The sequence below is a fragment of the Bradyrhizobium sp. USDA 4472 genome, from assembly GCF_054058595.1.
In genome coordinates this window covers 1,889,820-1,914,758 of record NZ_JBSSAM010000001.1, presented here as the reverse complement: position 1 = coordinate 1,914,758, position 24,939 = coordinate 1,889,820, and the positions used below count along the sequence as shown (strand labels likewise).

Sequence of the window (24,939 nt, the reverse complement as noted above, 5' to 3'; positions counted from 1 at the left end):
GCCAAGCCAGAGTGCTGATAGCGCTCTTTCCGGTGGCTGAAGGATGCGAGCTAAAGCTCTATGAATGTGCTGGCTGTAGTAGCAGCATGTGGTTGATCACCAAAGTATCCAGATCCTTCACACCACAGCGCGGAAAAAAAGAAGGGCAGCTCACGACCATCGACGCTGCGCTGAAATCCGCCTTGGGACTACGCAGATGATCGGGCTAATCTTTCAGACCAGCATAGGGAGGGTGTCGACCCTCCGACACGGCAAGCATCTGTAGGCGTATACGGCGGGGAGGTTTGCAAGGTGTGGCAGCATTGCAAGAAAATCCTGCCGACTTTTTCGAGCCCGGCCGGTCGAACAAGCAAAAGGCAATGGAGGAGAAGACATGCTGCGTTCAGTCCTGGTATTCGCAACGGCAGCCGTGATGATAACGCCGACCGCGGTGCTGGCGGACAACAAATCCGATTGTCAGAAGGGTCTTGAGATGATCAAGGCAGAACTGAAGAAGAAACATCCGGCTCCAGTGATCGCAACCTTGCGCAAGGCGCTTAGCGGTGCCGAGACCGAGGTGACAGAGGAAGACTGGCCCGAATGCATGGACTACATCAAGACCGCGCGTGCCGCGCTGAAACAATGAGCGCTACGATCCACGGCAATGGCGCTGCGGCTGCGCGCATTGCAACCGAGCAAAAAGCCCCTCGTTATCGAGAATGATACCGGCGAGCCGCTGTACTCGAAGACAGCAGATTGATTGTACTGGCCCGGCTGGAGTTGCTCGCTGTGCGCCAGGCGGCCCAAACTGTGTCTGGATGCTTCATGGTGCCCCAAGTTGACGATGGGCCCCCGGTCGCTCGGTCATTCGCATCATCAGAATGAGATCACCCGCCAAATATCGGCGCGCTGATCGGTCCAAAGGTACCGGGCTTCTGCCGCAGGAAGCGCTTTCCAACCATCCTTGTCGGAGAATGGGTCAAGAGTGCTATCCCGTCCGGCGACCACGACCGCTATCGCAGGCGACCGTTGGAGGATCGATGTTCCAGGCGGAGGGATGTCAAAAAGAATGCGCGCGGGGAGGCCGGCATTCGTTGCCAAGGCCCCGACCACCGGAGCCAGAGTTAGTCTCCGACTACTGACGTGGAACAGGATGTGCCCACCTGGGGCTAGTTTTCGCAGGTAAAGCGCTAAAGCCTCGCGTGTTAACAGGTGCATCGGGATGCTGTCTGAACTGAATGCATCGACAACCAGCAAGTCATAAGCGCCGTCTGGTGCATTCCCGATGGTCATTCGAGCGTCGCCCAGGACGACACGCGAATGGGGGGCGCAGTCCTCCAGGAAATGGAAGCGATCCCTTGCGAGGTGCTCGACAACGGGATCGATCTCATAAAATGTCCAGTCCTGGCCTTCTTTAGCGTAACAAGCGAGAGAGCCTGCGCCCAGCCCAATAACCGCGACACGGCGCACTTTGCTTTGAGACAATGCATTGAAAAAGCGACCGAACGGACCTTCCCTCGTATAATACGTCATGAACAGAGTAGCCTCATCTGGTCGCAGGCTCTTGGCTCCGTGCAGGGTCGTGCCATTCATGAGTACGAGGGTCGGTGCCTGCGCATCGGAAGCCATCTCGACTCGGTAGACGCCGAAAAAGCTTCGCTCGGCGGCAATCAGCTTCCATGCCGTCTGTGACCTCAAGGGGAAAAGGAATACGAGAGCGACGGCAATAGCGAAGCGCCACCTTCGTTGGGAGAAATTTACCAGCGTCAACGCCAGCACCAGGTAAGGGACGCAGAAGATCGCCATCGTAAACGGCCCATGGTTTGCGGACTCGACGAGGGTGCTTCTGAGTACCAGCAGAACGGCTAAGAGCAGTAACGGCAGAACGATATCCATCAGGGGCTTGCTTTGCCTGTCCGAGGGCATCGGCGGCCTCACCAGACAAGCTGCAATCAATGCTAGTGGATATTCCCATACGCCTTTGAAGATCAGCGGAGCGATCAATGCATTGAAAACGCCGCCCAAAACGCCCCCCAGGGAGAGGAAGAAGTAGAATTCGGTCAGTTGCGCGGAGGATGGCCGTCGCTTCGCCAGTTCGCCATGACAGGTCATGCTGATGACGAAAAAGCAGCTGAGGTGGAAAGCCAGGGCGATTGGCAGAGGAACGAAAACAAAAATGCCGCCAGCGCCCATGGCCACGACCAAAATCAGTGCGACCGGAAACGCGCGCTTCATGATTGGATGAGGCAAAGGTGGCCGCCGCGCAAAGGCAAAAATGAACGTCAGTAGGTACAGCGTGAGCGGGAGCACCCACAGCAACGGCGCGGATACAATGTCCGAGGTGATATGTTGGGTGACTCCAAGCAACAGGGACGAGGGGATGAAGGCAAGCCCCGTCCAGATCAAACGATCGCGTGTACTGCTCGCTCTGCTTAATTCAATGACCTGCGTCGGCTCACCCGGGCGACGCCTCTCTGACAACATGATGGCGGCGCACGAAGCCACTCCCAGAGCCAATACTGCAAATCCAGCGGACCAAAACGTCGCCTGTCGATCAAGCGGCAGTTCCGGCTCGACTACCAATGGATATGCTAACAGCGCTAGAAGGCTTCCGGCGTTGCTCACTGCATAGAGAAAGTAGGGATCGCGCGCCCCCTTGTGATCGCCATCCGCGAACCAGTGCTGCAAAAGGGGTGCTGTCGCCGAAATAGCGAATATCGGGATCCCACACGACGAGCTGAGGCGCAACAACAGCCATAAGACCGCGGACTGGTCCGCTGACGGTCCGTCGGGTCCAAGCGTCAAGGGAAGTGCAATGGCCGATAACGGCAGAAGAATGCAGACGTGAACGCCAACTTGCGCTAAGCGCGATGATAGTCGGGTTAGAAGATGCGCGTACGCGTAGCCAAGAAGCAGCATAGTCTGGAAGAACACGAGGCAGGCGCTCCAGACCGATGCTGCTCCGCCGAGCTTCGGCAGCACCATCTTGGCTATCATCGGCTCGACGAGAAACATCAAGCCCGCGCTCAGAAACAGGGTGGCTGCAAATGTCGGTATCGCCAGCGAGGATCGAATGGGCAGCCGACCAACACCTGCTGAAACGTTCATTGTGGCCCAGAAATATTTCAAAGTATTCATTGCCCCTCGGCCTTGACCGGCGGCATCTGCGTGCCTTGGACGCTCTGGCTCAGCGACGCCAGCGCGGTCCTGAGGTCATCAGAAATCGGCGCGAGCCCCTTGATCTCTTCGAAGGCCTGGGAGACGCGCTCATTCGCTGATTTCTCGAATGGTTCGAAGCCGTCGGAGATGCGCGTTCCACCTCCGAGAACGAGGGCAGCGATCGGTCCTAGCACGAGGATCGTGGTCCAGACGCCGAGTCTGTGGTTGCTGCTGTGTTGCTGAAGTGTGGGCGATGGCTGCACAAGGTGGTTGTTGGCCATTGTCGTAGCTCTCGGCGAGTGCATGATCACCGATATTCGCGAACAACGACAGACCAGGCGACTGCTATTAAGTGGTAACCTGCTTGTGTTTGCGGGCTTTCGCGTCTGAAAGGTCTCCCTGGGTCGCCATGGATTTTGCGGGGTCCTGTCGTCACACCGGAGTAGTTATAAGTGCGCAGCCGCGCGGGGCGGCAGCGGCCCGGGCCTCCGGATGAAATTTTGATTGACTGGAAGCTCTCGCCCCCGTGGACGAAATTACGGTGACAATGCACAAGACTCGTGGGCCGTCACGCGTCTCCACGATCCAGGCACCACATACACCGTTCTACAGTTGCGGTGATTCCAGGCCAACCTCCGCCCAGTACAGTTGGGCTATGTGACAACGGCTTCGTCGGGCACCGCGACCCATTCGCCGTCGATGAGAGGAATGCTGCGCATCAAGGCGTCCCGTTGAGGCGGTTTTCAAGCTGTAGCGTTCGCTGGACCAGGTCATCCAGTTCATACGACTGCGACTCGAGGAATGCGACGGACCCATTGTCGGGATCACTCGCCAGCCGGTGGGTCTCGCTCAAATGATGCTTGAGCCAGGCCCTCTGCTCCTGCTGCAATTGCGCCCGCTTCCCGTCCGCGGCCCCATGCAGAAGCCTCTGATAGGCGGCATTCAGTCGCGCATCCCATTTGCCGATTTCGACTTTGCCGCAATCCAGCATCTTCGCGGACACGCCATCGGCCTGCGCCGTGCAGGCGTCGAACTCCGCGCTCTGCTGCGCGCTTGCAGGACATGCGGCGATCGAGAGGACGGCTCCCAGAACGAGCGATGATTTCCAGACCATTGTGGCCGTCCCATGCGTAGCTTTCACTGCGTAAAGCCTCATCCGCCTGTTGTGGCTTTTTCGCGATTGCCCTGATGAAGGCAGCGATGGCGGGGATCCACGCGCAGCCCGTCTTCCCCAGCAGGCTTCGCCGGGCAACCTCACTGCGTCGCTATCAGGGAGAAGAGATCGGCCGCGCCAAGCCCAGCTGCGAGGCTTGCTGGGCCATTCAGAACCAAATTACGAAGCGCTATATCATTGAAAGAACGATATGATCTCTTGTGTTGGTCAGGCGCCACGCATGCGCCCACCCGGAACGCCGCGAACGGTCGCGTATCAGCCGAACTTGCAGGGAAGCAGGCGCTCGCCAAAAGCTTCGCCTCGCCAAATCAATTGCAGGCCCGCGACGATCTCCGCCCCGTAAACGGCGTAGGGAATTTCGATCGACTTCAGCCAGGGTGCAACCCACTGGTTGAGAGGCGTGCCGTCGATGCTGACAAGATCGCAATCGCCGGGAATCTTCAGGCCGTGCTCAAGGGCGCGCCGGTTCACACCGTAGGCGATTTGGTCGCTCACGCAGAGAATGGCGTCCGGCGTCTCGCTGCCGCGGAAAATTCGCGCGCCGGCATCGTAGCCTATTTGCAGATGCGATCGCCCTTCCCCGTCGGCCCGGATGATCGCCTCGTCGGACCATCCGCGCTCGCGCAGCCTGGCCACGAAGCCTGACACCCGGTCTCGCGATGCAGACGAGCCCAGCCGCGGAAAAACAACGGCCGGGGCTCGCCGCCCGAGATCGGCGAAATAGTCGGCGACGCGAGCACCCGCCGCGCGATCGTCGATTCCGACGAACGGGCCGTTGCCGTTCGGATCACGGCGGTTCACGAACACTATTGGGACGCCCGATGCCGACAACTCGCTCAAGCCGGGGCTGGGCACCGCGGCGACGAGGACGTAGCCGCTCACCATCTGGGCCCGCATCGCGTGGAGATACTCGTCCTGAAGCTCGGGCCGGTCGTGCGTATCGCACAAGACCATGACGTAGCCCGCCTCGCGCAGCGCCGCCTCGGTCGAACTTGCGATCGTCGCCATCGCCGGATTGTCGAGGTTGGCCGCGATCATCGCCACCAGCTGGCTTTGGCCGCGCTGGAGCGCGCGTCCCACCGGGTTCGGCCGGTAGCCAACCGCGTCGATCGCGTCGAGCACCCGCGCCACGGTGGCCGGCGAGGCGCGGCGCATCTCGCCATTGACGATCCGCGACACGGTCGAAACCGAGACGCCAGCCCGGACTGCGACTGTGGCAAGTGAGACGTCGTCTGACATAGGCCTCCGTGGGGTCTGGCCCGATCGCCTTTTCATTGTCATTTCCGACGTCCGTGGTCGAGCCCTTCCTGCACAACTAGCAAACGAAGAAATAGGGGTATTGACGCTTTGGCAAGCGTTTGCCAAAGTCAGCTTAATCTTTGTTGGCGGTTTTACGCCAGCAGAAAAAGCGTGAATTCGTGGGACACGGCATCCGACTTGGGTGGGTGCCGATGCGGAAGGAAACGTCGGCACAGAGGATCCGGCCGAGAACGGACCCGTGCAATTTCTCGCGGACCCGGATGCGGGGCCGCCGAGCGGAGAGGGAGATACGAGCATGCGCGCCGCCACGACCGTGATCACGTCTTTTGCGCTGTGCTGTCTTGCCGCCGTTGTGTTCGGCGGACCGGCCGCCGCTGAGACCACCACGCTGCGAATGACCTGGTACTCGGATGGCAACGAGGGGGAGGTGATGGCTGACCTGCTCAAGCGATTCCACGACCAGAACAAGGACATCGAAATCGTCCTGGATCAGGTGCCCTACAAGGCGGTCAACGAAACCTTGCCGGTGCAGCTGGCCTCGGGCCAAGGCCCCGACATGGCGCGCGTCGTCGATATGGGCGGTCTGTCGCGGTTTGCACTCGATTTGCGCCCCCTCCTCAAGGACCCCGGTTACTGGGAAGCGAACTTCGGTCCCTTCCTCGAATGGATGCGCCCGTCTGGCGATACCAAGTCAATTCCGGGCTTCATGACCCAGCTCACCGTCACCGGCCCGTTCGTCAACAAGACGCTTTTCGATCAAGCCGGCGTCGCGATCCCGGGCGAGAAGTCGACCTGGGAGGACTGGGCCAAGGCGGTGAAGCAGGTTGCGGACAAGGTCCAGGCGCCGTTCCCGCTTGCGCTCGACCGCTCGGGCCACCGATTCTATGCGCTCGCGGTGTCGCAAGGCACGCAGGTCTTCGGCGCGAACGGCGAGCCGGAAGTCGTCGACGAGGGGTTCAAACGCGCGGCGCAGCTCGTCTACGACTGGCATAAGTCCGGCGTGATGTCGAAGGAGCTGTGGGGCTCGGTCTCGGGCACCGCCTATCGCGGCGCCAACGACGAATTCAAGAACGCGCAAGTCGTGATGTATCTGTCCGGATCGTGGCAGATCGGTCAGTTCGCCAAGACCATCGGCGACGCCTTCGATTGGGTGGCGGTCCCCAATCCCTGCGGGCCCGGCGGCTGTAGCAGCATGCCGGGCGGCGCCGGTCTCGTCGCTTTCAAGACGACCCAGCATCCCAAGGAAGTCGCGCGGGTGATGGAATATCTCGCGAGCGAACCGGTGCTTGCGGAGTTCTATTCGCGCTCGCTCTTCGTTCCCGGCCACCTTGGGCTCGCGAAGAAGGGCATCGACTATCCGACGGCCAGCCCGGATGCTGCCGCCGCGCTGAAGGTCTTCACCGCAAGCGCGGCCCAGATTTCCCCGCTTGCCTACCGCATCCAGGGCTACGGCAACAGCCGGATCATCCTGAACGCCGCCATCAGCCGCCTCGGGCAAGCTGTCTCCGGCGAGACGACGCTCGAGGACGCCTACAAGCGCATCACCGCCGACGTCGCGCAGCAGATCGCCGAGCGCAACAAGAAGTGAAGACAACTGGTTCATCGGACGGGAGGATCACTGCGATGTCGGAGATTCTGTCCGCCACTCGGCCGCAGCGCGGCTTAGCAAACGGAGCGCTCGCATGGCTTGGCGGCGTTGCCGCTCTGCCTGTCGGCGTCGCGTTGCAACTGCTCGATCCGCCAATGCGCGCGATGCAGCGCATGATCGGCGCACGGCGCATGGCCTATGTGTTCCTGCTGCCCAACTTCGTCTTCTTTGGCCTGTTCGTGTTCCTGCCGATCGGCATCAACGTCGTTTTCTCGGTGACCGGGGGCACGGCCCTGTTTCCCTCGCAGCGCCCCTATGTCGGCGCTGAGCAGTTCGCCTATCTGTTCGACTGCGGATCCTATCTCGATCCGTCGAGTTGCCGCGAGGACCATTTCTGGCGCGGCGTCGCCAATACGGTGAAGTTCATCTTGTTTCAGGTGACGGCGATGGTGCTGTTTTCGCTCGTCACGGCGCTCGTCCTCAATATGAAGATCCGCGGACGTGGCTTTTTCCGGGCGGTGTATTTCTTCCCCGTCCTGCTGTCCCCCGTGGTCGTCGCGCTGATCTGGAAATGGATTCTGCAGCGCGACGGACTCCTCAACGCCGCCATCACCACATTTGGCGGGCAGAAGATCCTGTTCTTCGTCGATCCCGGCTGGGCGATGTTTTGGGCGGTGTTCGTGTCGGTGTGGGCGCATATGGGCTTCTACACTCTGATCCTGCTCGCCGGCCTGCAAGCGATCCCGGCCGACCTCTACGAGGCGGCCGAGATGGACGCGACGCCGCGCTGGCGCGTGCTGATGCGCATCACGCTGCCGCTGCTGTGGCCGAACATGATCGTCGTGATCGTGCTCGCGTTGATAAAGGGCGCGCAGACCTTCGACGAGGTCTTCGTGCTGACCGGCGGCGGTCCCGGCACCGCGACGCTGATGGTCGTCCAGTACATCTATGAGACCGCGTTCTCCAGCCAGGTGCAGAATTTCGGCCTCGCCGCGGCCGCCTCCGTCGTGCTCGGCGTAGTCCTTTTCGTCCTGACGCTCCTGCAATTCGCCGCCGCGCGGCGCAAAGAGGTCTGAAATGGCAACCATGCGCCTTTCAACTCTGATTGGCCAGCGTCGCAACGGCCAAGGGCGGCCGCTGCACTGGACCGACGTCGCGGCCTACGTCTATCTGGCGTTCGGTATCGTGCTGATGTTCGGCCCGGTGCTTTGGTTGGTGATGTCGTCGTTCAAGACCCAGAGCGCGCTGCTGGAATTTCCGCCCTCCGCGCTGCCATTCGCGCAGGTCGAGGTGACGGTGCCGGGTCAGCCACAGAAGCTGCCACTGTTCCGCGTGGCGCTGCCCGATGGCACGGTTCGTGAACTGGCGCAGGTCCGGCGCATCGGGCTCATCGCCCAGATGGTCGATCCCGCCGATCCCTCGCGACAATTCCGCGTCGCGATCGATAAGCGCGAACCGGTGCGCCGCATCGCGCTTGCGACCGAGAATTACAGCGAGCCGCTCCAGCGCTTCGCCTTCCTGCGCTTCCTGTTCAATTCGGTGTTCGTGACTGTCGTCGCGACGCTGATCACACTGCTGATCAATTCCATGGCTGCCTACGGGCTCGCCGTCTACCAATTTCCCGGTAAGCAGGCGGCGACGCTGGCGGTGATCGGAACGCTGATGATCCCGATGACGATCATCCTGGTGCCGGTCTATCTGGTGGTGACCGAACTTGGCCTCACCAACTCGCTGTGGGCGGTGATCCTACCGGGGGCGGCGACGCCGACGGGGGTATTCCTGCTGCGGCAATACATGCTGACCCTGCCGAAGGATCTGATCGAGGCCGCGCGTATGGACAAGGCGTCCGAGTGGCAGATCTATTGGCGCATCGTGATGCCGCTGACCCTGCCGGCGCTGGCGGTCCTGGCGATCTTCTCGATCATGTGGCGCTGGAACGAATTCCTGTGGCCGCTGGCGGTCCTCACCAAGACCGAGGTCTACACCCTGCAGATCGCGCTCAATGCCTTCCAGGGCGAACTCCAGACCCAGTGGCACTACTTGCTTGCGATGACGGTCGTGACGCTCATTCCCGTCGCGCTCGTCTTTGTATTCCTCCAGCGTTTCATCGCGACGGGCATCGGCTCGACGGGAATGAAATGACCGATCGGACCATCCAATGGCTGAATTGAAACTCACGGGCGCGCGTAAATCCTTCGCCAATGTCGACGTGCTGCACGGCATTGATCTGGCGGTGAAGGATGGCGAATTCGTCGTCTTCGTCGGCCCCTCCGGCTGCGGAAAGTCGACGTTGCTGCGGGTCATAGCCGGCCTCGAAAACGTCACCAGCGGTGAGGTCCTTATCGACGGCGAGCGCGTCACCCACCTGCCGGCGTCCGAGCGCGGGCTCGCCATGGTGTTCCAGTCCTATGCGCTTTATCCGCACATGAGCGTGGCCAAGAACATGGCCTTCGCGCTCGAGAACATGGGGCTCAAGCCTGCGGAGATCCAGGCGCGAGTGGCGCGTGCCGCGGCCATGCTGCGGCTCACCGATTATCTCGACCGCAAACCGAAGGCGCTCTCCGGCGGCCAGCGACAGCGCGTCGCCATCGGACGGGCCATCGTGCGCGATCCGAAGATATTCCTGTTCGACGAGCCGCTGTCGAACCTCGACGCCGAATTGCGCGTCGCCACGCGCAAGGAACTTGCTGCGCTGCATGCCAAGCTCGGCGGCACGATGATCTACGTCACCCACGATCAGGTCGAAGCCATGACGCTGGCCGACCGCATCGTGGTGCTCAACGCCGGCCGGATCGAACAGGTCGGCACGCCGCTCGAACTCTACAACCGACCCTCGAACGCCTTCGTTGCCGGCTTCATCGGTTCACCCCGCATGAACTTCCTGCCGGCTGTGGTGACGTCCGACGACGGCACACTGCGCCTGAGCGTTGGTGAGCGCGAAGTCGAATTGCCCCGGACGGCATCCGGCCTCGTTCCCGGAGCGGGCGTGACGCTCGGCATCCGTCCCGAGCATATCGACGTCGCACCCAACACGGGCATGCTCGCCGCCACCGTCGATCTCGTCGAACAGCTCGGCGGCGAGACGTTCATCTACGCCTCGGCGCCCGGCCTGCCGCAGATCACACTGCGCCAGGACGGCCAGTCGCAGTTCCACCGCGGCGACGCGATCGCGATCCGCTTCGCCGCCGACCATCTGCACATCTTCGATGCAACAACGGGCGCGGCCCTCGCGCGGCCCTGAGAGACCCGGAGCCTATCCCATGAAAGCCCTGACCCACGGCCGCTTCCGCGGCCTCGACGGCAATGCCGCGCTGTTCGAAGTTTCGACCGGACCGGCGGCTGCCCCGCTCGCCACGCTCCGCATCACCCTTCTCGAGCGCGACATCGGCCGCGTCACCTTGCGCCGGCCGGAGGGCTATCGCCTCGATCGCGGCTGGGCGATCGCGCCTGATCGCTCCGAGCCGCCGTTCGAGGGACGGCCGCGCGACGACTTCGCAGGCTTTGCCAATCCGGCGCCGACGGTCTCGGAGGCCGGCGGCATCGTCACGCTCGCCGCCGCAGGTCTCAGCGCGCAGATCCGGCTCGATCCGTTCGGCATCGCCTGGAACCGCAACGGCGAGGATCAGCCATTCCTGCGCGACCGTCCGACCCAGGCTTATTTCCTGTCGCGCAAGACCGGTGCGTTGCTGCACGCGATGGAACGACATGAAGACGAACGCCATTATGGCCTCGGCGACAAGGCTGGTCCGCTCGATCGCACGGGGCGGCGCTTCGCCATCGATGCCGTCGACCCCTGCGGCTTCGACGCAGAGGTGTCCGATCCGCTCTACAAGATGCTGCCGTTCTTCATCGTCGACGGCGCGCGCGGTGCTCACGGCATTTTCTACGACAACCTTGCGCTCGGCTCGGTCGATCTCGGCTGCACGCTCGACAATTACCACGGCCTGTTCCGCAGCTACCGTGCCGAGGACGGTGACCTCGATTATTACGTGCTCGCCGGCCCGACGGTACCCGAGGTCACGCGCCGATTTTCCTGGCTGACCGGCGGGCAGGCTTTCGCGCCGCGTTGGACGCTCGGCTTCGCGATGACGACCATGACCATCGCGGACGCACCGGACGCGGACGCGCGGATCACCGGCTTCATCGAGGATTGCAGGCGCCACGGCATCCGCTGCGACAGTTTTCACTTCGGCTCGGGCTACACCTCGATCGGCAACCGTCGCTACGTCTTCAACTGGAATCGCGACAAGTTTCCCGACCCGGCGGCGACCATGGCGCGGCTCAAGGCCGCCGGCATGCAGCCGGTCACCAACATCAAGCCTTGCCTGCTCGACGATCACCCGCGGCTCGCTGAAGCCAGGGCCAATGGCATCCTGGTCGTCGATGGCGAGACCGGGGAGCCGGCGGTGGCGCAGTTCTGGGACGGCCTCGGCTTCCATGTCGACTTCACCAATCCGCAAGGACGGCGGTGGTGGGCGGACGGCATCCGTGACGCGCTGCTCGCCTTTGGCGTGACAGCCGTCTGGAGCGACAACAATGAATTCGAAATCTGGGACGAAGACGCGGTGTGCGATGGCGACGGCCGGCCGTATCCCCAGGCGCTGGCCCGTCCGGCGCAGGCGCTGTTGATGCACAAGCTTGCCTACGAGACCCAGGCCGCGCAGGCGCCGGACAAGCGTCCCTACACGATCACGCGGGCCGGCAGCGCAGGCATCGCCCGCTACGGCCAGACCTGGAGCGGCGACAACGAAACGTCCTGGAAGACGCTGCGCTACAACCTGACCCAGGGCCTCAACATGAGCCTGTCGGGCCTCTACAACATCGGCCATGACGTCGGCGGTTTCCATGGCCCGTCACCCGGGCCGGAACTGCTGTGCCGCTTTGTCGAGTTTTGCGCGCTGTGGCCGCGCATGGTGATGAATTCCTGGAAGACGAGCGGCATCGTCAACACGCCCTGGATGCATGAGAGCGTGCTTCCCGAGGTGCGATCGGCCATGAACCTGCGTCACAGCCTCATCCCCTATCTCTATACCCAGATGTGGCGCGCCGCGGCGGACGACGTGCCCGCGGTGCGCCCGCTGCTGTGGGATTTCGCGTCCGACGCAGTCGCCGCAGCCGTCGAGGACGCATTCATGCTCGGTCCCGATCTCCTCGTCGCTCCGGTGCTGGAAGAGGGCGCGACGACGCGCGAGGTCTATCTGCCCGCCCATCCTGGCGGCTGGTACGACTGGCATGACGGTACGCCGTTCGAGGGCGGGCGAACCATCACCGTCGCAGCACCGCTGGGCCGGCTACCGCTCTTCGCGCGCGCGGGCTCGATCGTTCCGATCGAGGACGAGAAGGGGCTGACGGCAATCGTGTTCGGGCCCCCCGATCATGGCGGCTCCGGCCTTGTCTATGTCGATGATGGCGAGACGGCGGATTGGCGCAGGACAGGCCGGGCAATCGAATTCCGTCTGCGTCGCGATGAGATTGGTTTCGTTCTCGACGTCTGTGGAGAAGAGTTGGCGGCACCCATCCGCGCCCGCGGCGTCGGCGTGCCGAAGCTGCGCCTGGACGCGAAGCGTCTGTCGCCTACTTGAACGGATCCTGGACCGACGGCGACGACTGCCTGATCCGGCGCACACTCACTGGCGTGCCGTCGGAGACGAACAGCAATTCATATGTCCGGCCTTCGCTGTCGATCGCAGAGCAGGTGACGTCGTTCACCTTCCTGGCGGCGAAATTGCCTGTTTGCCGGCAGGTGCCGGTGGAGGTCTGCGCAGCCGGGACCGGCAGGCCGTCAACCTTTGGCCTGTGCTTGGAGTTGAGCAGCATGCGGTCGATCGGCAGCTCATAGGAATTGTCGTCGGCCCGCTTGCCGTTCTGGCCGGAGAAGGACACGACGTGGTTCTCGTCGCTGGGGTCGTCGACGGCGACGGCGAAATTGACCCGGCCCTTGTCGTCGTGCGCGAAGGCCACGGTCTTGCAGGCAAAGGGACGCCCGGCGACCTTCAGCGTCTTGCAGTGGCCCGACATCAGAGCCAGCATGTCGACAAGTGAATTCTGTTGCGCCGGCGGATTGTTCACCGGGACCGTGGTGGAAGATTCGGCCAAACAAGGACTTGCGAGAGCAATGAGAGATGCAGCCAGAACCAGTCGGTGGAGGCGCATCGTCAGGCTCATGTGCCGGCGGGCCACGGAGGGGCGGAAGTTCCGTCCAGTAACCATCAGATCGCAAATTGGTTGCGATCCCGTTTGCTCCGTCACGTGTCCGGTCAAGCCCGTCTGCAATACCACCGCGCCACCCATCGGCGATTCGCCCTGACCGCCCGCCCCAATCGTGCCAGCAGGCACTTGCCGCCAAGCCGATGTTTTTTTCGTGGCAGCAACGAAGCGGGCGTCATGCCGCCTGCTTCATGGTCCGAGCAAAAGCCGGATAAGTCTCGGCAAGCTCATCGAAAATCCGGCCGCGGAGCAGCGCCAGCGTCGCGGCATCCGGCCGCGGGGTCTCGCGCATGACGTCCGGCTCCCGGTAGGCGAAGCCCGTGTTCTCCCTGATGTCGGCCGGGGTGAAGGGCGGGTGCACGGAGCGCAAGGCAAAGCCGCCTGCCTCGCGATCGAAGTCGAACAGCGCCATGCTGGTCAGCAGCGCATGCGGCCCGCCGCGGCGCGGCACCTCCGGCGTTATGGCACGCGCGCTGACGAAATCGACCTTGGGTACGAACACGCGCGGCGAATGCTCCTCGCGAAACAGGATCACGCGCGGCACGAGATGATAGAGATAGGCCGAGCCGAACGAGCCGGGCCAGCGCACGCGGCTCGCGGGATAATCGCCGGTGCCGACCAGGTTGATGTTGCCCTCGCCGTCGATCTGGCCCCCGCCGAGGAAGAAGGCGTCGACCCGGCCTTGCGCGGCACAGTCGAACAGCTCGATGCCACCATTGGTGAAGAAATTATGCGTCCGCGATCCCAGGATCGAGATACGCACCGGCGGCTTGCCACAGAGCTCGTTGCGGGCGCGCAGCAGCATGGCCCCGGCCGCAGGGATCGGCGACGACGCGCCGACCGCGACATGACGGATGCCGTCGAGCAGATCGGCAATGGTCGCAATCAGGATTTCGCGCCGCTCGCGCTCGGCTGACATCACGCCACCTGCTTGCGATGGGTCAGGAAGGTCGAGAGGTAGGTGCGAAAGCCGTCGTCGCTGCGCGCCATCGCGGCGTAGCGCGCAATCTCGGCCTCGTCGGCCGGATATTCGTCCCACAGCGCCAGCGGCCAGGCGCCGCGTTCGGCGACGGCGATGGTGTCGACATAGAGCGAAGGCAGCACACCGGCAGCGGAATCCTTGCCATCCAACAGATTGCGATCGACGATGCGCTCCACGGTGATCAGCGTGCGCTTCGACGCATAAGCGAGGTCGGCGAGCTCGCGATGCCGGCCGATGCGGACATTGCCGGCGCGGTCGGCTTCGGGTGCGTGAAACAGCGCAACGTCAGGCGAGATCGCGGGCACCACGACCACCTTGCGCGCCTCGCCGACGGGACTATCGATCACCTGCCAATCGGATCGCACGTTGAGGAGATCGCTGCCGATGATGCCGGCGATCGGCATGAACGGCACGCCTTTCTGCGCGGCGAGCAGCCCGGCATAGATCGCGGGGCAGGTGGAGTCGCGCATCGTGAAGGCTCGGCTCTTGATGCCGGCGGTGAAGCGCGGCGCGGCGCCGGCCTCGCCCAGCGACACCGCGCTGGTTTCCAGCGAGGCGACGGCCCCGGCACCGATCAGGAGATCGGCCTGCAGGCCGGAGATCGGCACGCAGATCAGCTTGAGGTCGCGGACTCCGGCCTCCAACAGCGCCGCGGTCGCCGTCATTGCCACGCCCGAGCCGTCGACGGGAATTGCCAGCGACCGGCCCGGTGTAACCCGCGCCGCCAGTGCCTCCAGCGCAACGATCTCGGTCATGGGCGTCCTCCGGCCGTGTTGTCTCCATCCTGCCTCAAGCCATCGCCGCCTGCCAGCGCGTCTCGCGCAAGGATGGCGTGCGGCCCGCATCGCCGTGCGCGCGCTCCAGCGTTTCCGCCGTGCCGGTCTCGCCCGAGAGCATCTGGTCGACGCGCTCGCTGGAGGCGGACGCCGCCTGTTCGGATGTGGTGGAGAGCGGGAGGCCGTAGCGGTCCTTGCGCCATTGTCGTCTTCCGCTCTCACGCCGTTCGCGCGCGGCGTCCTTCGATCGGATAGGCGGGATCGTTGTAGCCCGGCGTCGAGGGATGACCCGGCACGACCAGCCGGTCGATCAATGCCTCGTCCTCCGCGGTGAAGCGGTAGTCGAGCGCGCGGATATAGCCGTCCCACTGCTCCTCGGTGCGCGGGCCGGCGACGATCGAGGAGACGAAAGCGGAATTGAGCACCCAGGCGACCGCGAACTGGCCGGCGGTGATACCGTTCTTCTCGGCGTGAGTCTTGATCTCCTGCGCGAGCTCAAGCGATTCCGGCCGCCATTCCGTCTGCATCATCCTGACGTCATTGCGGCCGGCGCGCGTCTCCTTGTCCGGCGCTGCATCGGGCTTGTACTTGCCGGTGAGCACGCCGCGCGCCAGCGGGCTATAGGGCACGATGCCGAGGCCGTAATGGGCGCAGGCCGGAAAGTGCTCGACCTCGGGCATGCGGTTCATCGCATTGTAATAGGGTTGGCTCGCCACCGGGCGGTCAATGCCGAGCCGGTCGCAGATGTTGCAGATCTCGGCGACGCGCCAGGCACGGTAGTTGGAGACGCCGAAGTAGCGGATCTTGCCTGATCGGATGAGATCGCCCATCGCGCGCACCGTCTCCTCCAACGGCGTCGCATGGTCTTCCTTGTGCAGATAGTAGATGTCGATGTGATCGGTGCCGAGCCGCTTCAGGCTTTCGTCGGCCGCCTGCAACACCCACCGTCGCGAGAGTCCGACGCGATTGGGATCGTTCCCCGTACCAGTGTTCATGGGATTGGCGAGTTTCGTCGCGAGCACCCAGGCATGCCTGATGTTGCCGATCGCGCGGCCGACGACTTCCTCGGAGACGCCCTTCGAATAGGCGTCCGCCGTGTCGATGAAATTGATACCGGCCTCGTACGCCTTGGCAATGATCCGCTGCGAGGTCGCCTCATCCGTCGGCCCGCCGAACATCATGGTGCCCAGGCAGATCGGCGAGACCTTCAGGCCGCTGCGGCCGAGTTGGCGGTATTGCATGGGCGGATCCTTGTTGCTTCTTGTCGCGCCAGCATAGCTGCCCGGTTCCGTCATTGCGAGCGGAGCGAAGCAATCCAGAACTGCATCTGCGGAAAGACTCTGGATCGCTGCGCCGCGCTCGCAATGACGCGGAGAGAGCGGGGGCAGCTCGACCGCAGCCTACGCCGGCCCCTTCAGGATCTTGAACACGCCGTTCGCCATCACCACGCAGCGGCCGTCGACGGTGACCTCGGTGCTCATGAAGATCAGGCTGCGGGTCGAGCGCACCACGCGGGGGCGGGAGATCAGGATGTCGCCGATCTGGCCGGCCTCGACGAAATGGGTGTCGAGCTGCACCGTGGCCATATACTCCTTGCCGGAGACATAACGGGCGCTCATGCCGCAGGTGCGGTCCGCAAAGGTCATCATCACGCCGCCCTGGACCATGCCGCGGCGGTTGTGGTGCTTGTCTTCGGTCGCGAGCGCGAATTCGTAGTGGCCGTCGACCTTGCGCTCCCACACGGGGCCGACCAGGTGCATGAAGCCCGTGGTCTCCAGGATGCTCCATCCGTCCGATTTGAGCATTGCGGCCGTTTTGCTGGTCATGGCGCCGTCCATCCTCGCAACGCTTGATCTCTCCTCGTTTCATCGAGCGCGGTCCTGGTGTAGTCAAGCATCATGAGAGCTTTCGGCGATGCCACCAGACGGAATATCGCAGAGGCCTGCGCCGCATTTGCGCGGCTGCCTGATGCAGCCGCGCCATCGGCGCTGAAGCGGGCCGCGGTGGTGCTGGCGCTGACCGCGTCCAATGACGGTCACGACACGGCGTTTCTGCTGACCATGCGCGCATCGAGCTTGCGCTCGCATCGCGGCCAGTGGGCGCTGCCCGGTGGTCGCTGCGACGCCGGCGAAACGCCGGTGGAGGCAGCATTGCGCGAGCTGGAGGAAGAACTCGCGCTCAGGCTTGCACCTGACGCCGTGCTTGGCCTACTCGACGACTATCCGACGCGCTCCGGCTGTCTGATCACGCCGGTCGTGGTCTGGGCCGACGAGAGCGCCGCCATCGTGCCGAACCCGGACGAGGTCGCCTCGGTCCATCGCATCGCGCTCGACACGATCGAGCGCGACGATGCCTTCGACTTCACTGCGATACCCGAAAGCAGTCGCCGGGTGATCCGCTTCCATCACCAGATGAGCTTGATCCACGCACCGACCGCGGCGCTCATCTACCAGTTCCGCGAGGTGCTGGCCGGGCGGCAGACCCGCGTCACGGACCTGGAACAGCCGGTGTTCGCCTGGAAATGAGATGGTAAACGGCGTGTTAACGTGACGGTTACCTGATGCCTGCTAAGACGGCAGCATGCATCATTCGATTCGAACATATCTGGCGCTGGTTCCACTCGCGCTCGTCCTGCTCGTTCCCGCCGCGCGTGGCGGCGGGTCCGACGCGCTGCCGTCCGCCGTTCGCAATTCCAACGCCCAGCTGCTGTCGCAGTTCTTCGCGCAAGGCGGCGGCGCATCGCCGGCCGTGCTGGAATATCGCCGCAAGCTGGCGGAGTATCAGCAGATCCGTGGCGCCTTCGACGAAGAGGCCGGCGCCTATTGGAGCCAGGTCACGGAAAAGCGGAAAGGCCGCAACGCCAAGCGGCGCAGTGGGCAGCAGATCACGCTCGACGACTACGTGCTGGAGCAGCCGCCTGTCTATACCGGCCCGAAGCGGCCGGTGAATCCGGAGCCGGAGGAAACGCCGAGCCGTCCTCCCCGCAAGCCGCTTCCGGTCGCCTCCGATCTTTTGCGCGCAGCGCAGGATCTCTATCAATTCACGCCGCAGCGGCCGACCTCCGAGGTCGAGTTCAAGCGTGCCTATGCGCGCTACGCGCTCGCATCCGGGCTGACGCGCGAGCAGGCGGTGCGGGTCTATTCGTTCGAGACCGGAGGTACCGGCAATTTCGACGTGCAGGCCGGCATCGAGCATGGTGGCAAGCGCGCGATCTCGACCGCGATGGGCTACAACCAGCTGCTCACCACCAACAGCGTCGAGCTGCTCGCCGAGCAGGGGCATGAGTTCATCCGCGCGCTCTCCGACAAGATCGCGCGCTCCTCCGGGCCGGCGCGGCAGTTGCTCGAGCACAAGCTTGGCGTTCTGAAGAAAATGGTGGCGCATGCGAAGTCGGTGCCGGACACCTGGTCGGAGCATGAGAAGATCGGCGACACCGCGCAGGGCTGGGCCATGCATGCGATGGTGCTCGACATCGACATCGGGCCGATGCTGCAAACCCACAAACTCTTGACCTCGGTGCTGTTCGCCCGCGCCAAGGGCTACACCCGTCCACTCACCGCGGCCGAGCTCGAGATGATGAACCTCACGGGCGACGGCACCGGCCTGGACATGGTGACGATGCCGCAGGCGATGCGCGAGCAGGTGCCGACCTCGAACTTCTTCCAGCGCAGCGGCTACGAGCGCAACCCGGTCGCGATCCGCCACAACACGGTGGCCAAGCTGCTGGCGGTGACGGATGCGCGGATGGACAGCAACAGCAACAATGCCGGCGCAAGGGAGCTGGCGGCGGCGTTTTAGGACGGTGCCTCTTCCGGGTGAGGGGGTACAGGTCTCTCGACGATCTCATGCGCGGAGAGAAGCCTCTCGCCCCAACCGCCTCCCCGTAGGAACGGGGCGAGGGAGCGCGCCAGCGATCGTGGCCTCTACTGATCCGGCCCGAACTTGAACCGGCCGTCGCCTTCGAGATACTGCCCGCTGCGCATATAGAGCTGGCCGTTCTGGCCGATGAAGAACAGCGTGCCCCTGGGCACCTTCTTGGCGCCCTTCAGGAGTTCACCTGCATTGCTGGTGCCCATTTTGTAGGAAAACGTCTTGCCTTCCTTGTCATAGGCATAGCCTGTGTCCGGCTTGAGCTCCCACGGCGTTGCGGTGTTTTGCGCGAAAGCGGGCGCGGAGAGCGCGCCCAGTGCGGCTGCAATTGCAAATGTCTTGATTGAAAATGCCATCATCCATCTCCCCACCATCGGTGGTGCCCGTTTTGAACAAATCACGAACGATGATGCCGGGTCAATCCGCAATGACGCCGCAGCGCATCACGCCTTGCCCAGCAGTTTGTGATTTTCCCTTCGTCCCCTCGCGACTATGTTCCGCTTTCAGTCTAGAACGCAACACGACCAAAGATAGTGGTGGGGGTGATTCGAATGCGTCATGTCATTAAATTCTGCTGGGCTGCCTTGGTGTCGCTGACAGCACTGGCGCCGGCCGCCCGGGCCGACGACTTCCAGCTCAGCCACAACCAGCGGATTTCGTGCAGCCGCGGACTTGCCCCGGGCAAGCTCAATACCGCGACCTGCAAGTCCTACACCTATCTCTTCAATACCAAGACCTCGGAATATTTCCGCTGCCAGGTCTCGCTGGCGCTGACCCGCGACAACAAGGAAGTCATCAACGTCCAGACCGACGGCGGCTGCACCAAGAAGCCGCGCATCTTCGAGACCGACGGTCACTATGATTTCGACGCGACGGAGACCGAGCCGCCGAACACCAACTCGTTCTTCGGCCCCGGCGGCTATTCGGTTTGGGCCGCCGACATGACCACGCAGAAGATCCGCGGCTGCATCACCATCTCCTCCGGCCTTGGTTCCGACATCTCCAAGTGCCTGGACATGACGTTCCAGTAAGGGTTTGCGGGTTCACCCTCTCAGCGTGCGGCGAGATGGTGTCCCCGCAAGATGAGCGCCGGCAAAGATCCGGGCTCCAACAAAGAACAACATGGGAGAACACGCGATGGACCGGCTCAAGGGCAAGGTTGCGATGGTGGTGGGCGCCGGCTCGATCGGACCCGGCTGGGGCAACGGCAAGGCCACCGCGGTGACCTTTGCGCGCGAAGGCGCGCAGGTGTTTTGCGTCGACCGCAACGGCACTGCTGCCGAGGGGACCGCGGAGATCATCACCGGCGAAGGCGGCAAGGCGATCGCATTCACGGCCGACGTCTCGCGCGCGAGCGACATCGAGGCGATGGTCGCGGCGTGTCTCAAGGCCTATGGCCGCATCGACGTGCTCGACAACAATGTCGGGATCGCCGAGATGGGCAGCGTGGTCGAGGTCACCGAGGAAAGCTGGGACCGCGTCTTCTCCGTCAATCTCAAGAGCGCCTATTTCGCCATGAAGCACGTCATCCCCGTGATGGTGAAGCAGGGCGGCGGCTCGATCATCAACATCTCCTCGATCGCCTCGATCCGCCATATGGGAATTTCCTACGTCACCTACGGCACCTCCAAGGCTGCGATGAACCAGATGACGCGCACCACAGCGATCGAGTTCGCGAAGCATCACGTGCGGGTGAACGCGATCCTGCCCGGCCTGATGAAGACGCCGATGGTGGAGCATTCGGCGGGCTTGGCTGCGAGCTACGCCAAGGGCGATGTCGAGGCGATGTGGCGCGCCCGCGATGCGCAGGTGCCGATGGGCCATATGGGCGACGCGTTCGATGTCGCCAATGCCGCGCTGTTCCTGGCGTCGGACGAGTCGAAATATGTCACGGGGATCGAACTCGTGGTCGACGGCGGGATCACCTGCAAGGCGGGGGCTTGAGTTTCGCCTCGCGCGCCACGACTATCCGCCCGCACTCAGCTCCGCGCGATCCAGCTCCTCCTCGATCCGGTGAAACGCATCGTCGCCGATCACGTCGGTGGCGCGCAGGTCAAAAATCGATTTCCGTGCGGCGTCGATGGCGCGGCGGCGCAGCGGATCGGCGGGGAGTTCGCCGTTGGCGATGCCGCCGTGAGGATCATCGTCGGCCTGCATCAGGACGGCGCGGTATTCGAGCCTGAGGATTTCAGCCTCCTCCGAGGGATCGTCCTCGATGGCATCGAGTGCGGCGCGATAGGCAATGGCGCGGGCGCGCGCGACCTCGATGCCGACCGGGTCGTCGTCCTTGAGCGCGAAGGCAAGGATCAGCGGCCGCAGCGTCAGGCCCTGGATCACCAGCGAGCCCAACACCACCGCGAATGCGATGAAGACGATGAAATCACGATAGGGGAAGTTCGCCGGCAGCGCGAAGGCGGTCGCCAGCGTGACGAGGCCACGCATGCCGCACCAGGAGATGATGAGGCCGCCCTTCGGTGAAGCGACGGCGTTAGGATCTTTCGGATGAAAGATCCCTTGGACAACCAGCACACGCAAGGTCGTGCGGTAGAACGTCACCCAGAGCAGCCGGACCAGAACCACGGTGAGCAGGATCCAGGCGGCCGCCACGCAATATTCCCATCGGACGTCCGCATCCAGCCGCGTCCAGATCGGCCGCATCTGCATGCCGATCAGCATGAAGGCGAGCACGTTGAGCACGAATACCGTGGTTTCCCAGACCGCATAGGACGGCACCCGCAGCCGCGCCGGCATGCGCAGCCCGGCCGAACGCGCGACCGTCATGGCATAGACCACGATGGTGAGGATGCCGGAGAGGCCGAGATGCTCTGCAGTGATCCAGACCAGGAAGGTGGTGGCGAACTGGACGATGATCGCGCTCGGCGCTTCCTTTACCCGTTCCATGAGCAACGGGATGATGCGTCCCGCGGCTAATCCGGCGACGACGCTGCCGACCAGCCCCAGCGCGATCGTCGGCGCGACCTCGCTCCATTTGAGGTGCTCCATGACAACGGCGCCGACCGCGATGCGATAGATCAGGAGCGCGCTGGCATCGTTGAGCAGGCTCTCACCCTCCAGCACCTTGACCATGCGGTAGGGCAGCTTCACCTGGCTCAGGATCGCGACCGCAGCCGCGGCATCCGGCGGTGCGACGATTGCACCGAGGGCCACCGCGGCGGCCCAGGGCATGTCCGGGAAGAGCCGATGCGCGACATAGGCGACGCCGGCCGTGGTCAGGCCGACCGCGGCCACGACCAGGGTCGAGACCGGAACCCAGTTCTTGCGCAGGTCGCGCAGCGAGGTGTCGAAGGCGGCATCCAGCAGCACCGGTGCGACAAAAAGCGCCAATGCCAGATCCGGTTCGAGCGTCCAGGTCGGGCTATCAGGCACGAAGGCGATCAGCGCGCCGCCGATCGCGAGAAAGGTCGGGTAGGGGACCTTGATCCGCCGCGCCAGCGCCGATAATGCAACGGCGCCGAGCAGAAGCGCGATGATCCATTCGAATGTCGACAAATTGGTCCCCAAAACCGGTGTGAGCGGCGCCACAAGCTAGCACCGATCGGGCCGTATGATGAATAATACGGCCTCAAGGCAAGCCTTTCCGACCCGCAACGAGCATGCGTTTTCAAAAGTTCATTCAGGTCTCGGCTGCAGCGCTGCTCTCGGCGCTCTCAGCGATCTTGGCTGGAGCGGCTGATGCTGCGGCCGGGGGCGAGCCGGCCGGAATCGTGCAGGTCGACATCGCGGCATGCCTTTCCGCAGCTGCGGCCGATGATGCGGACAAGGCCGGCGCGGCCTGCGCCGCCGTCATCGATGACGAGAAGACGGCCAAGCCCGACTTGATCAAGGCGCTGATCGCGCGCGGTGCGCTTTATGCGCGTCATGACCAGATCGACCGCGCCATCGCCGACGACAGCCGCGTGCTGCTGCTTGATCCCACGCTCGCCGATGTTTTCAACGCGCGCGGCGAGCTCTGGCTGAAGAAGGGGGACAAGCCCAGAGCGGTGCTGGATTTCGGCGCGGCGCTCCGGATCGATCCGAACCATGAAAAAGCCAAGGCCAACCACAAGGCGATGGCGCGCGAGATCGAGCGGATCGGCGCGCAGATGGCGGTTGCCGGCAAGCCCAGCTTCAACTGCGCAGGCGCGCACCGCCCTGTCGAGAAGGCGATCTGCGGAAATCGCGAACTCGCGGACCTCGACAGGGAGGTTTATGCCGCCAATGCGCGCGTACAGCGCGCGGCGCGCAACGAGGGCGAGGCGAAGAAGCTCCAGCGTGAGCAGGAAGACTTCATCGCCCGCCGGAATGCCGGGTTTGGCCGGCCGGGATATGATCTGAAGAAGGCGTTGCAGGAGCGTCTGCAACGATTGAATGGGCTGGGCGGGTCTTGAGTTGACCCCATGGGAGGTCGTCACGCCCGGGCATCCACGTCCACGATGAAGGCGTGGATGGCCGGGACGAGCCGGCCATGACGGCGGAGCCAGCCCCATTTGAACCCACTTACCCGTCGCCGCGACAACCGGAAAATCTGAGTCACGGAGTTATCGCCATGTGCGGCTCGCGTTCTTCCGCGCAAGCATTCCCGATTGCAAATGGCCGGGTAAGCCGCTTCCTTATCGGCGCTGCAATCAGCCTCGCTATCGCCGCTCCGGCATCTGCCGCCGCCGATTGCGTGATGGGCAGCAAGGCTGCGCCTGCGGACCTGATCTCGGTATGCAGCGCCGTCATCGACCAGGCCTCGAACCCGGCGTCCGATCGCGTCGCGGCGCTGCTGGTCCGGGCCGATGCCAATGCGCGGATATCAGGCGGTCTCACGCAGGCGTTGCGGGATATCGATCGTGCCATCGCGCTCGATGGCAAAAACGCGAGCGCCTGGCGGTTGCGAGGCAATTTGTTGCGGGAGGCTGGCGGCGATCTCAACCGCGCCGCGTCCGATCTCAGCAAGGCGATCGAACTCGATCCGACAGATGCCGAAGCCTGTGAACAGCGCGGCGTCGCCTACACCAACCAGCACCGATTCGATCGCGCGCTCGCCGATTACGACCAGGCGATCAAGCTCAAGCCGGATTATGCCCAGGCCTGGTCCGACCGCGGAGCTACCTTTTATCTCAAGGGCGACTACGACAAGGCGGTGAGCGATCTCAGCGAGGCGCTGCGGCTCGATCCCAACCGGCCGCGCAGCTACACCAATCGCGGCGCCGCCTACAAGAAGCTCGGCCAGCTCGAAAAGTCCATCGCCGATGACGACGAGGCGATCAGGCTCGATCCGAAAGTGCCGGAATATTACGACAATCGCGGGCTCTCTTATGCCGCGACGAAAGACTACGACAAGGCGATCGTCGACTATAACCAGGCGCTTCAGCTGGCGCCGCGGCCGAACTTCTTCACCAACCGCGGCGATTCCTACCAGTTCAAGGGCGAGTTCGGCGCGGCGCTCAGCGACTACAATGACGCGCTGAAACTCGATCCTGACTTCGCGAAGGCCTACAACAACCGCGCCGTGCTCTACACCAGGATGGGCGAGCGCAAGAAGGCGCTGGCTGATTACGAGACGGCGCTGCGGCTCGATCCCGGCAACACCAACGCCGCGGACGGTCGCCGCACCATGATCACGGAGATCGCAAAGTTCGGCGCCGTCCCGCCGCAGCCGCTCGCTGCGAATTCCGGAAACGGACCGTCATTCGATTGCGCCCATGCCAGGCGCGAGGTGGAGAAGGTGATCTGCGCCGATCCACAGCTCGGCATGCTCGACCGCCAGCTCGCCGAGGCCTATCAGCGCGTACTGCGATCGATGAGCCGGCGCTCGGCCGCCGATCTGCGCAAATCCCAGCATGAATTCCTCGCCACCCGCGACGCCAGCTTCCGCCTCCCCGGCTACGATCTGAAGAAGGTCATGCAGGACCGGTTGCAGCGGTTGAATGCGATGGAGGGGTGAGGTTCTTCGCCT

At 63.6% G+C, this 24,939-nt stretch carries 23 protein-coding genes; 12 read left to right on the top strand and 11 right to left on the bottom strand.

Annotated elements, in window-relative coordinates; translation table 11 throughout:
• The first annotated feature begins 373 nt into the window (after positions 1 to 373).
• The gene (locus ACVWZ4_RS08605) at positions 374 to 625 is read left to right on the top strand and encodes a histidine kinase (RefSeq protein ID WP_456701061.1); all 252 of its coding nucleotides are present in this window, start codon (positions 374 to 376) and stop codon (positions 623 to 625) included.
• Between the two features lie 230 nt (positions 626 to 855).
• On the opposite strand, the gene ACVWZ4_RS08600 is transcribed toward ACVWZ4_RS08605, so the two are convergent.
• From ACVWZ4_RS08600 to ACVWZ4_RS08585, 4 genes are all read right to left on the bottom strand, one after another.
• A complete protein-coding gene (locus ACVWZ4_RS08600) occupies positions 856 to 3,117 on the bottom strand; it encodes a spermidine synthase (RefSeq protein WP_456740092.1) in 2,262 nt (753 codons plus the stop codon).
• Positions 3,114 to 3,419 (bottom strand): hypothetical protein, encoded by a 306-nt coding sequence (locus ACVWZ4_RS08595; RefSeq protein WP_456701063.1) that lies wholly within the window; start codon positions 3,417 to 3,419, stop codon positions 3,114 to 3,116. Before ACVWZ4_RS08595 ends, ACVWZ4_RS08600 begins: the two co-directional genes overlap by 4 nt.
• Positions 3,420 to 3,856: 437 nt before the next feature.
• Positions 3,857 to 4,252 carry a lysozyme inhibitor LprI family protein gene (locus ACVWZ4_RS08590; RefSeq protein WP_456740091.1) on the bottom strand — a complete coding sequence of 132 codons (396 nt, stop codon included), beginning with the start codon at positions 4,250 to 4,252 and terminating at the stop codon, positions 3,857 to 3,859.
• A 315-nt stretch (positions 4,253 to 4,567) separates the two neighbouring features.
• Positions 4,568 to 5,491: a LacI family DNA-binding transcriptional regulator gene (locus tag ACVWZ4_RS08585; protein ID WP_456740090.1), complete on the bottom strand. Its 924-nt coding sequence runs from the start codon at positions 5,489 to 5,491 to the stop codon at positions 4,568 to 4,570.
• Positions 5,492 to 5,867: 376 nt separating this feature from the next.
• On the opposite strand from ACVWZ4_RS08585, the gene ACVWZ4_RS08580 reads away from it, so the two are divergent.
• Genes ACVWZ4_RS08580 through ACVWZ4_RS08560 form a run of 5 tightly spaced genes read left to right on the top strand, consistent with a single transcriptional unit; the run spans position 5,868 to position 12,742 of the window.
• On the top strand, positions 5,868 to 7,160 hold the full coding sequence (locus ACVWZ4_RS08580) for an ABC transporter substrate-binding protein (RefSeq protein WP_456740089.1): 1,293 nt from the start codon (positions 5,868 to 5,870) through the stop codon (positions 7,158 to 7,160).
• A gap of 35 nt (positions 7,161 to 7,195) precedes the next feature.
• Entirely contained in the window at positions 7,196 to 8,236 is a 1,041-nt protein-coding gene (locus tag ACVWZ4_RS08575; protein ID WP_456701067.1) for a carbohydrate ABC transporter permease, read from the top strand.
• A gap of 10 nt (positions 8,237 to 8,246) precedes the next feature.
• Positions 8,247 to 9,302, top strand: a complete 1,056-nt coding sequence (locus tag ACVWZ4_RS08570) for a carbohydrate ABC transporter permease (RefSeq protein WP_456705142.1) — start codon at positions 8,247 to 8,249, stop codon at positions 9,300 to 9,302.
• Positions 9,303 to 9,318: 16 nt separating this feature from the next.
• On the top strand, positions 9,319 to 10,401 hold the full coding sequence (locus ACVWZ4_RS08565; RefSeq protein WP_456701068.1) for an ABC transporter ATP-binding protein: 1,083 nt from the start codon (positions 9,319 to 9,321) through the stop codon (positions 10,399 to 10,401).
• A 19-nt stretch (positions 10,402 to 10,420) separates the two neighbouring features.
• Positions 10,421 to 12,742, top strand: a complete 2,322-nt coding sequence (locus tag ACVWZ4_RS08560; protein ID WP_456740088.1) for a TIM-barrel domain-containing protein — start codon at positions 10,421 to 10,423, stop codon at positions 12,740 to 12,742.
• Here the strand turns inward: ACVWZ4_RS08560 and ACVWZ4_RS08555 are convergent.
• The 5 genes from ACVWZ4_RS08555 to ACVWZ4_RS08535 form a co-directional block, all read right to left on the bottom strand.
• Positions 12,735 to 13,313: a hypothetical protein gene (locus ACVWZ4_RS08555; RefSeq protein ID WP_456740087.1), complete on the bottom strand. Its 579-nt coding sequence runs from the start codon at positions 13,311 to 13,313 to the stop codon at positions 12,735 to 12,737. The two genes, ACVWZ4_RS08560 and ACVWZ4_RS08555, sit on opposite strands and share 8 nt — an antisense overlap.
• Before the next feature lie 229 nt (positions 13,314 to 13,542).
• On the bottom strand, positions 13,543 to 14,286 hold the full coding sequence (locus tag ACVWZ4_RS08550; RefSeq protein WP_456740086.1) for a CoA-transferase: 744 nt from the start codon (positions 14,284 to 14,286) through the stop codon (positions 13,543 to 13,545).
• The gene (locus ACVWZ4_RS08545) at positions 14,286 to 15,104 is read right to left on the bottom strand and encodes a CoA transferase subunit A (protein WP_456740085.1); all 819 of its coding nucleotides are present in this window, start codon (positions 15,102 to 15,104) and stop codon (positions 14,286 to 14,288) included. The genes ACVWZ4_RS08550 and ACVWZ4_RS08545 overlap by 1 nt, the downstream gene beginning before the upstream one ends.
• 239 nt (positions 15,105 to 15,343) lie before the next feature.
• Positions 15,344 to 16,366 (bottom strand): aldo/keto reductase, encoded by a 1,023-nt coding sequence (locus ACVWZ4_RS08540; protein WP_456740084.1) that lies wholly within the window; start codon positions 16,364 to 16,366, stop codon positions 15,344 to 15,346.
• 159 nt (positions 16,367 to 16,525) lie between these two features.
• Complete coding sequence (locus ACVWZ4_RS08535) at positions 16,526 to 16,951, bottom strand: PaaI family thioesterase (protein ID WP_456736370.1); 426 nt, start codon at positions 16,949 to 16,951, stop codon at positions 16,526 to 16,528.
• A 72-nt stretch (positions 16,952 to 17,023) separates the two neighbouring features.
• Here ACVWZ4_RS08535 and ACVWZ4_RS08530 point away from each other — a divergent pair, with 72 nt between their 5' ends.
• A complete protein-coding gene (locus tag ACVWZ4_RS08530; protein WP_456740083.1) occupies positions 17,024 to 17,650 on the top strand; it encodes an NUDIX hydrolase in 627 nt (208 codons plus the stop codon).
• Between the two features lie 55 nt (positions 17,651 to 17,705).
• Positions 17,706 to 18,923, top strand: coding sequence for a hypothetical protein (locus ACVWZ4_RS08525; RefSeq protein WP_456740082.1), 1,218 nt, complete (start codon positions 17,706 to 17,708; stop codon positions 18,921 to 18,923).
• Between the two features lie 125 nt (positions 18,924 to 19,048).
• On the opposite strand, the gene ACVWZ4_RS08520 is transcribed toward ACVWZ4_RS08525, so the two are convergent.
• Positions 19,049 to 19,351, bottom strand: coding sequence for a hypothetical protein (locus ACVWZ4_RS08520; protein WP_456701076.1), 303 nt, complete (start codon positions 19,349 to 19,351; stop codon positions 19,049 to 19,051).
• A gap of 195 nt (positions 19,352 to 19,546) precedes the next feature.
• On the opposite strand from ACVWZ4_RS08520, the gene ACVWZ4_RS08515 reads away from it, so the two are divergent.
• Both ACVWZ4_RS08515 and ACVWZ4_RS08510 read left to right on the top strand, forming a co-directional pair.
• Positions 19,547 to 20,026 (top strand): hypothetical protein, encoded by a 480-nt coding sequence (locus tag ACVWZ4_RS08515; protein ID WP_456736368.1) that lies wholly within the window; start codon positions 19,547 to 19,549, stop codon positions 20,024 to 20,026.
• A gap of 106 nt (positions 20,027 to 20,132) precedes the next feature.
• Entirely contained in the window at positions 20,133 to 20,939 is an 807-nt protein-coding gene (locus ACVWZ4_RS08510) for an SDR family NAD(P)-dependent oxidoreductase (RefSeq protein ID WP_456736367.1), read from the top strand.
• 21 nt (positions 20,940 to 20,960) lie between these two features.
• Here the strand turns inward: ACVWZ4_RS08510 and ACVWZ4_RS08505 are convergent, their stop codons facing one another.
• The gene (locus tag ACVWZ4_RS08505) at positions 20,961 to 22,538 is read right to left on the bottom strand and encodes a cation:proton antiporter (RefSeq protein ID WP_456701079.1); all 1,578 of its coding nucleotides are present in this window, start codon (positions 22,536 to 22,538) and stop codon (positions 20,961 to 20,963) included.
• A gap of 71 nt (positions 22,539 to 22,609) precedes the next feature.
• Here ACVWZ4_RS08505 and ACVWZ4_RS08500 point away from each other — a divergent pair, with 71 nt between their 5' ends.
• A complete protein-coding gene (locus ACVWZ4_RS08500; RefSeq protein WP_456740080.1) occupies positions 22,610 to 23,383 on the top strand; it encodes a hypothetical protein in 774 nt (257 codons plus the stop codon).
• Between the two features lie 158 nt (positions 23,384 to 23,541).
• Positions 23,542 to 24,927, top strand: coding sequence for a tetratricopeptide repeat protein (locus ACVWZ4_RS08495; RefSeq protein WP_456790073.1), 1,386 nt, complete (start codon positions 23,542 to 23,544; stop codon positions 24,925 to 24,927).
• The last annotated feature ends 12 nt before the right edge of the window (positions 24,928 to 24,939 follow it).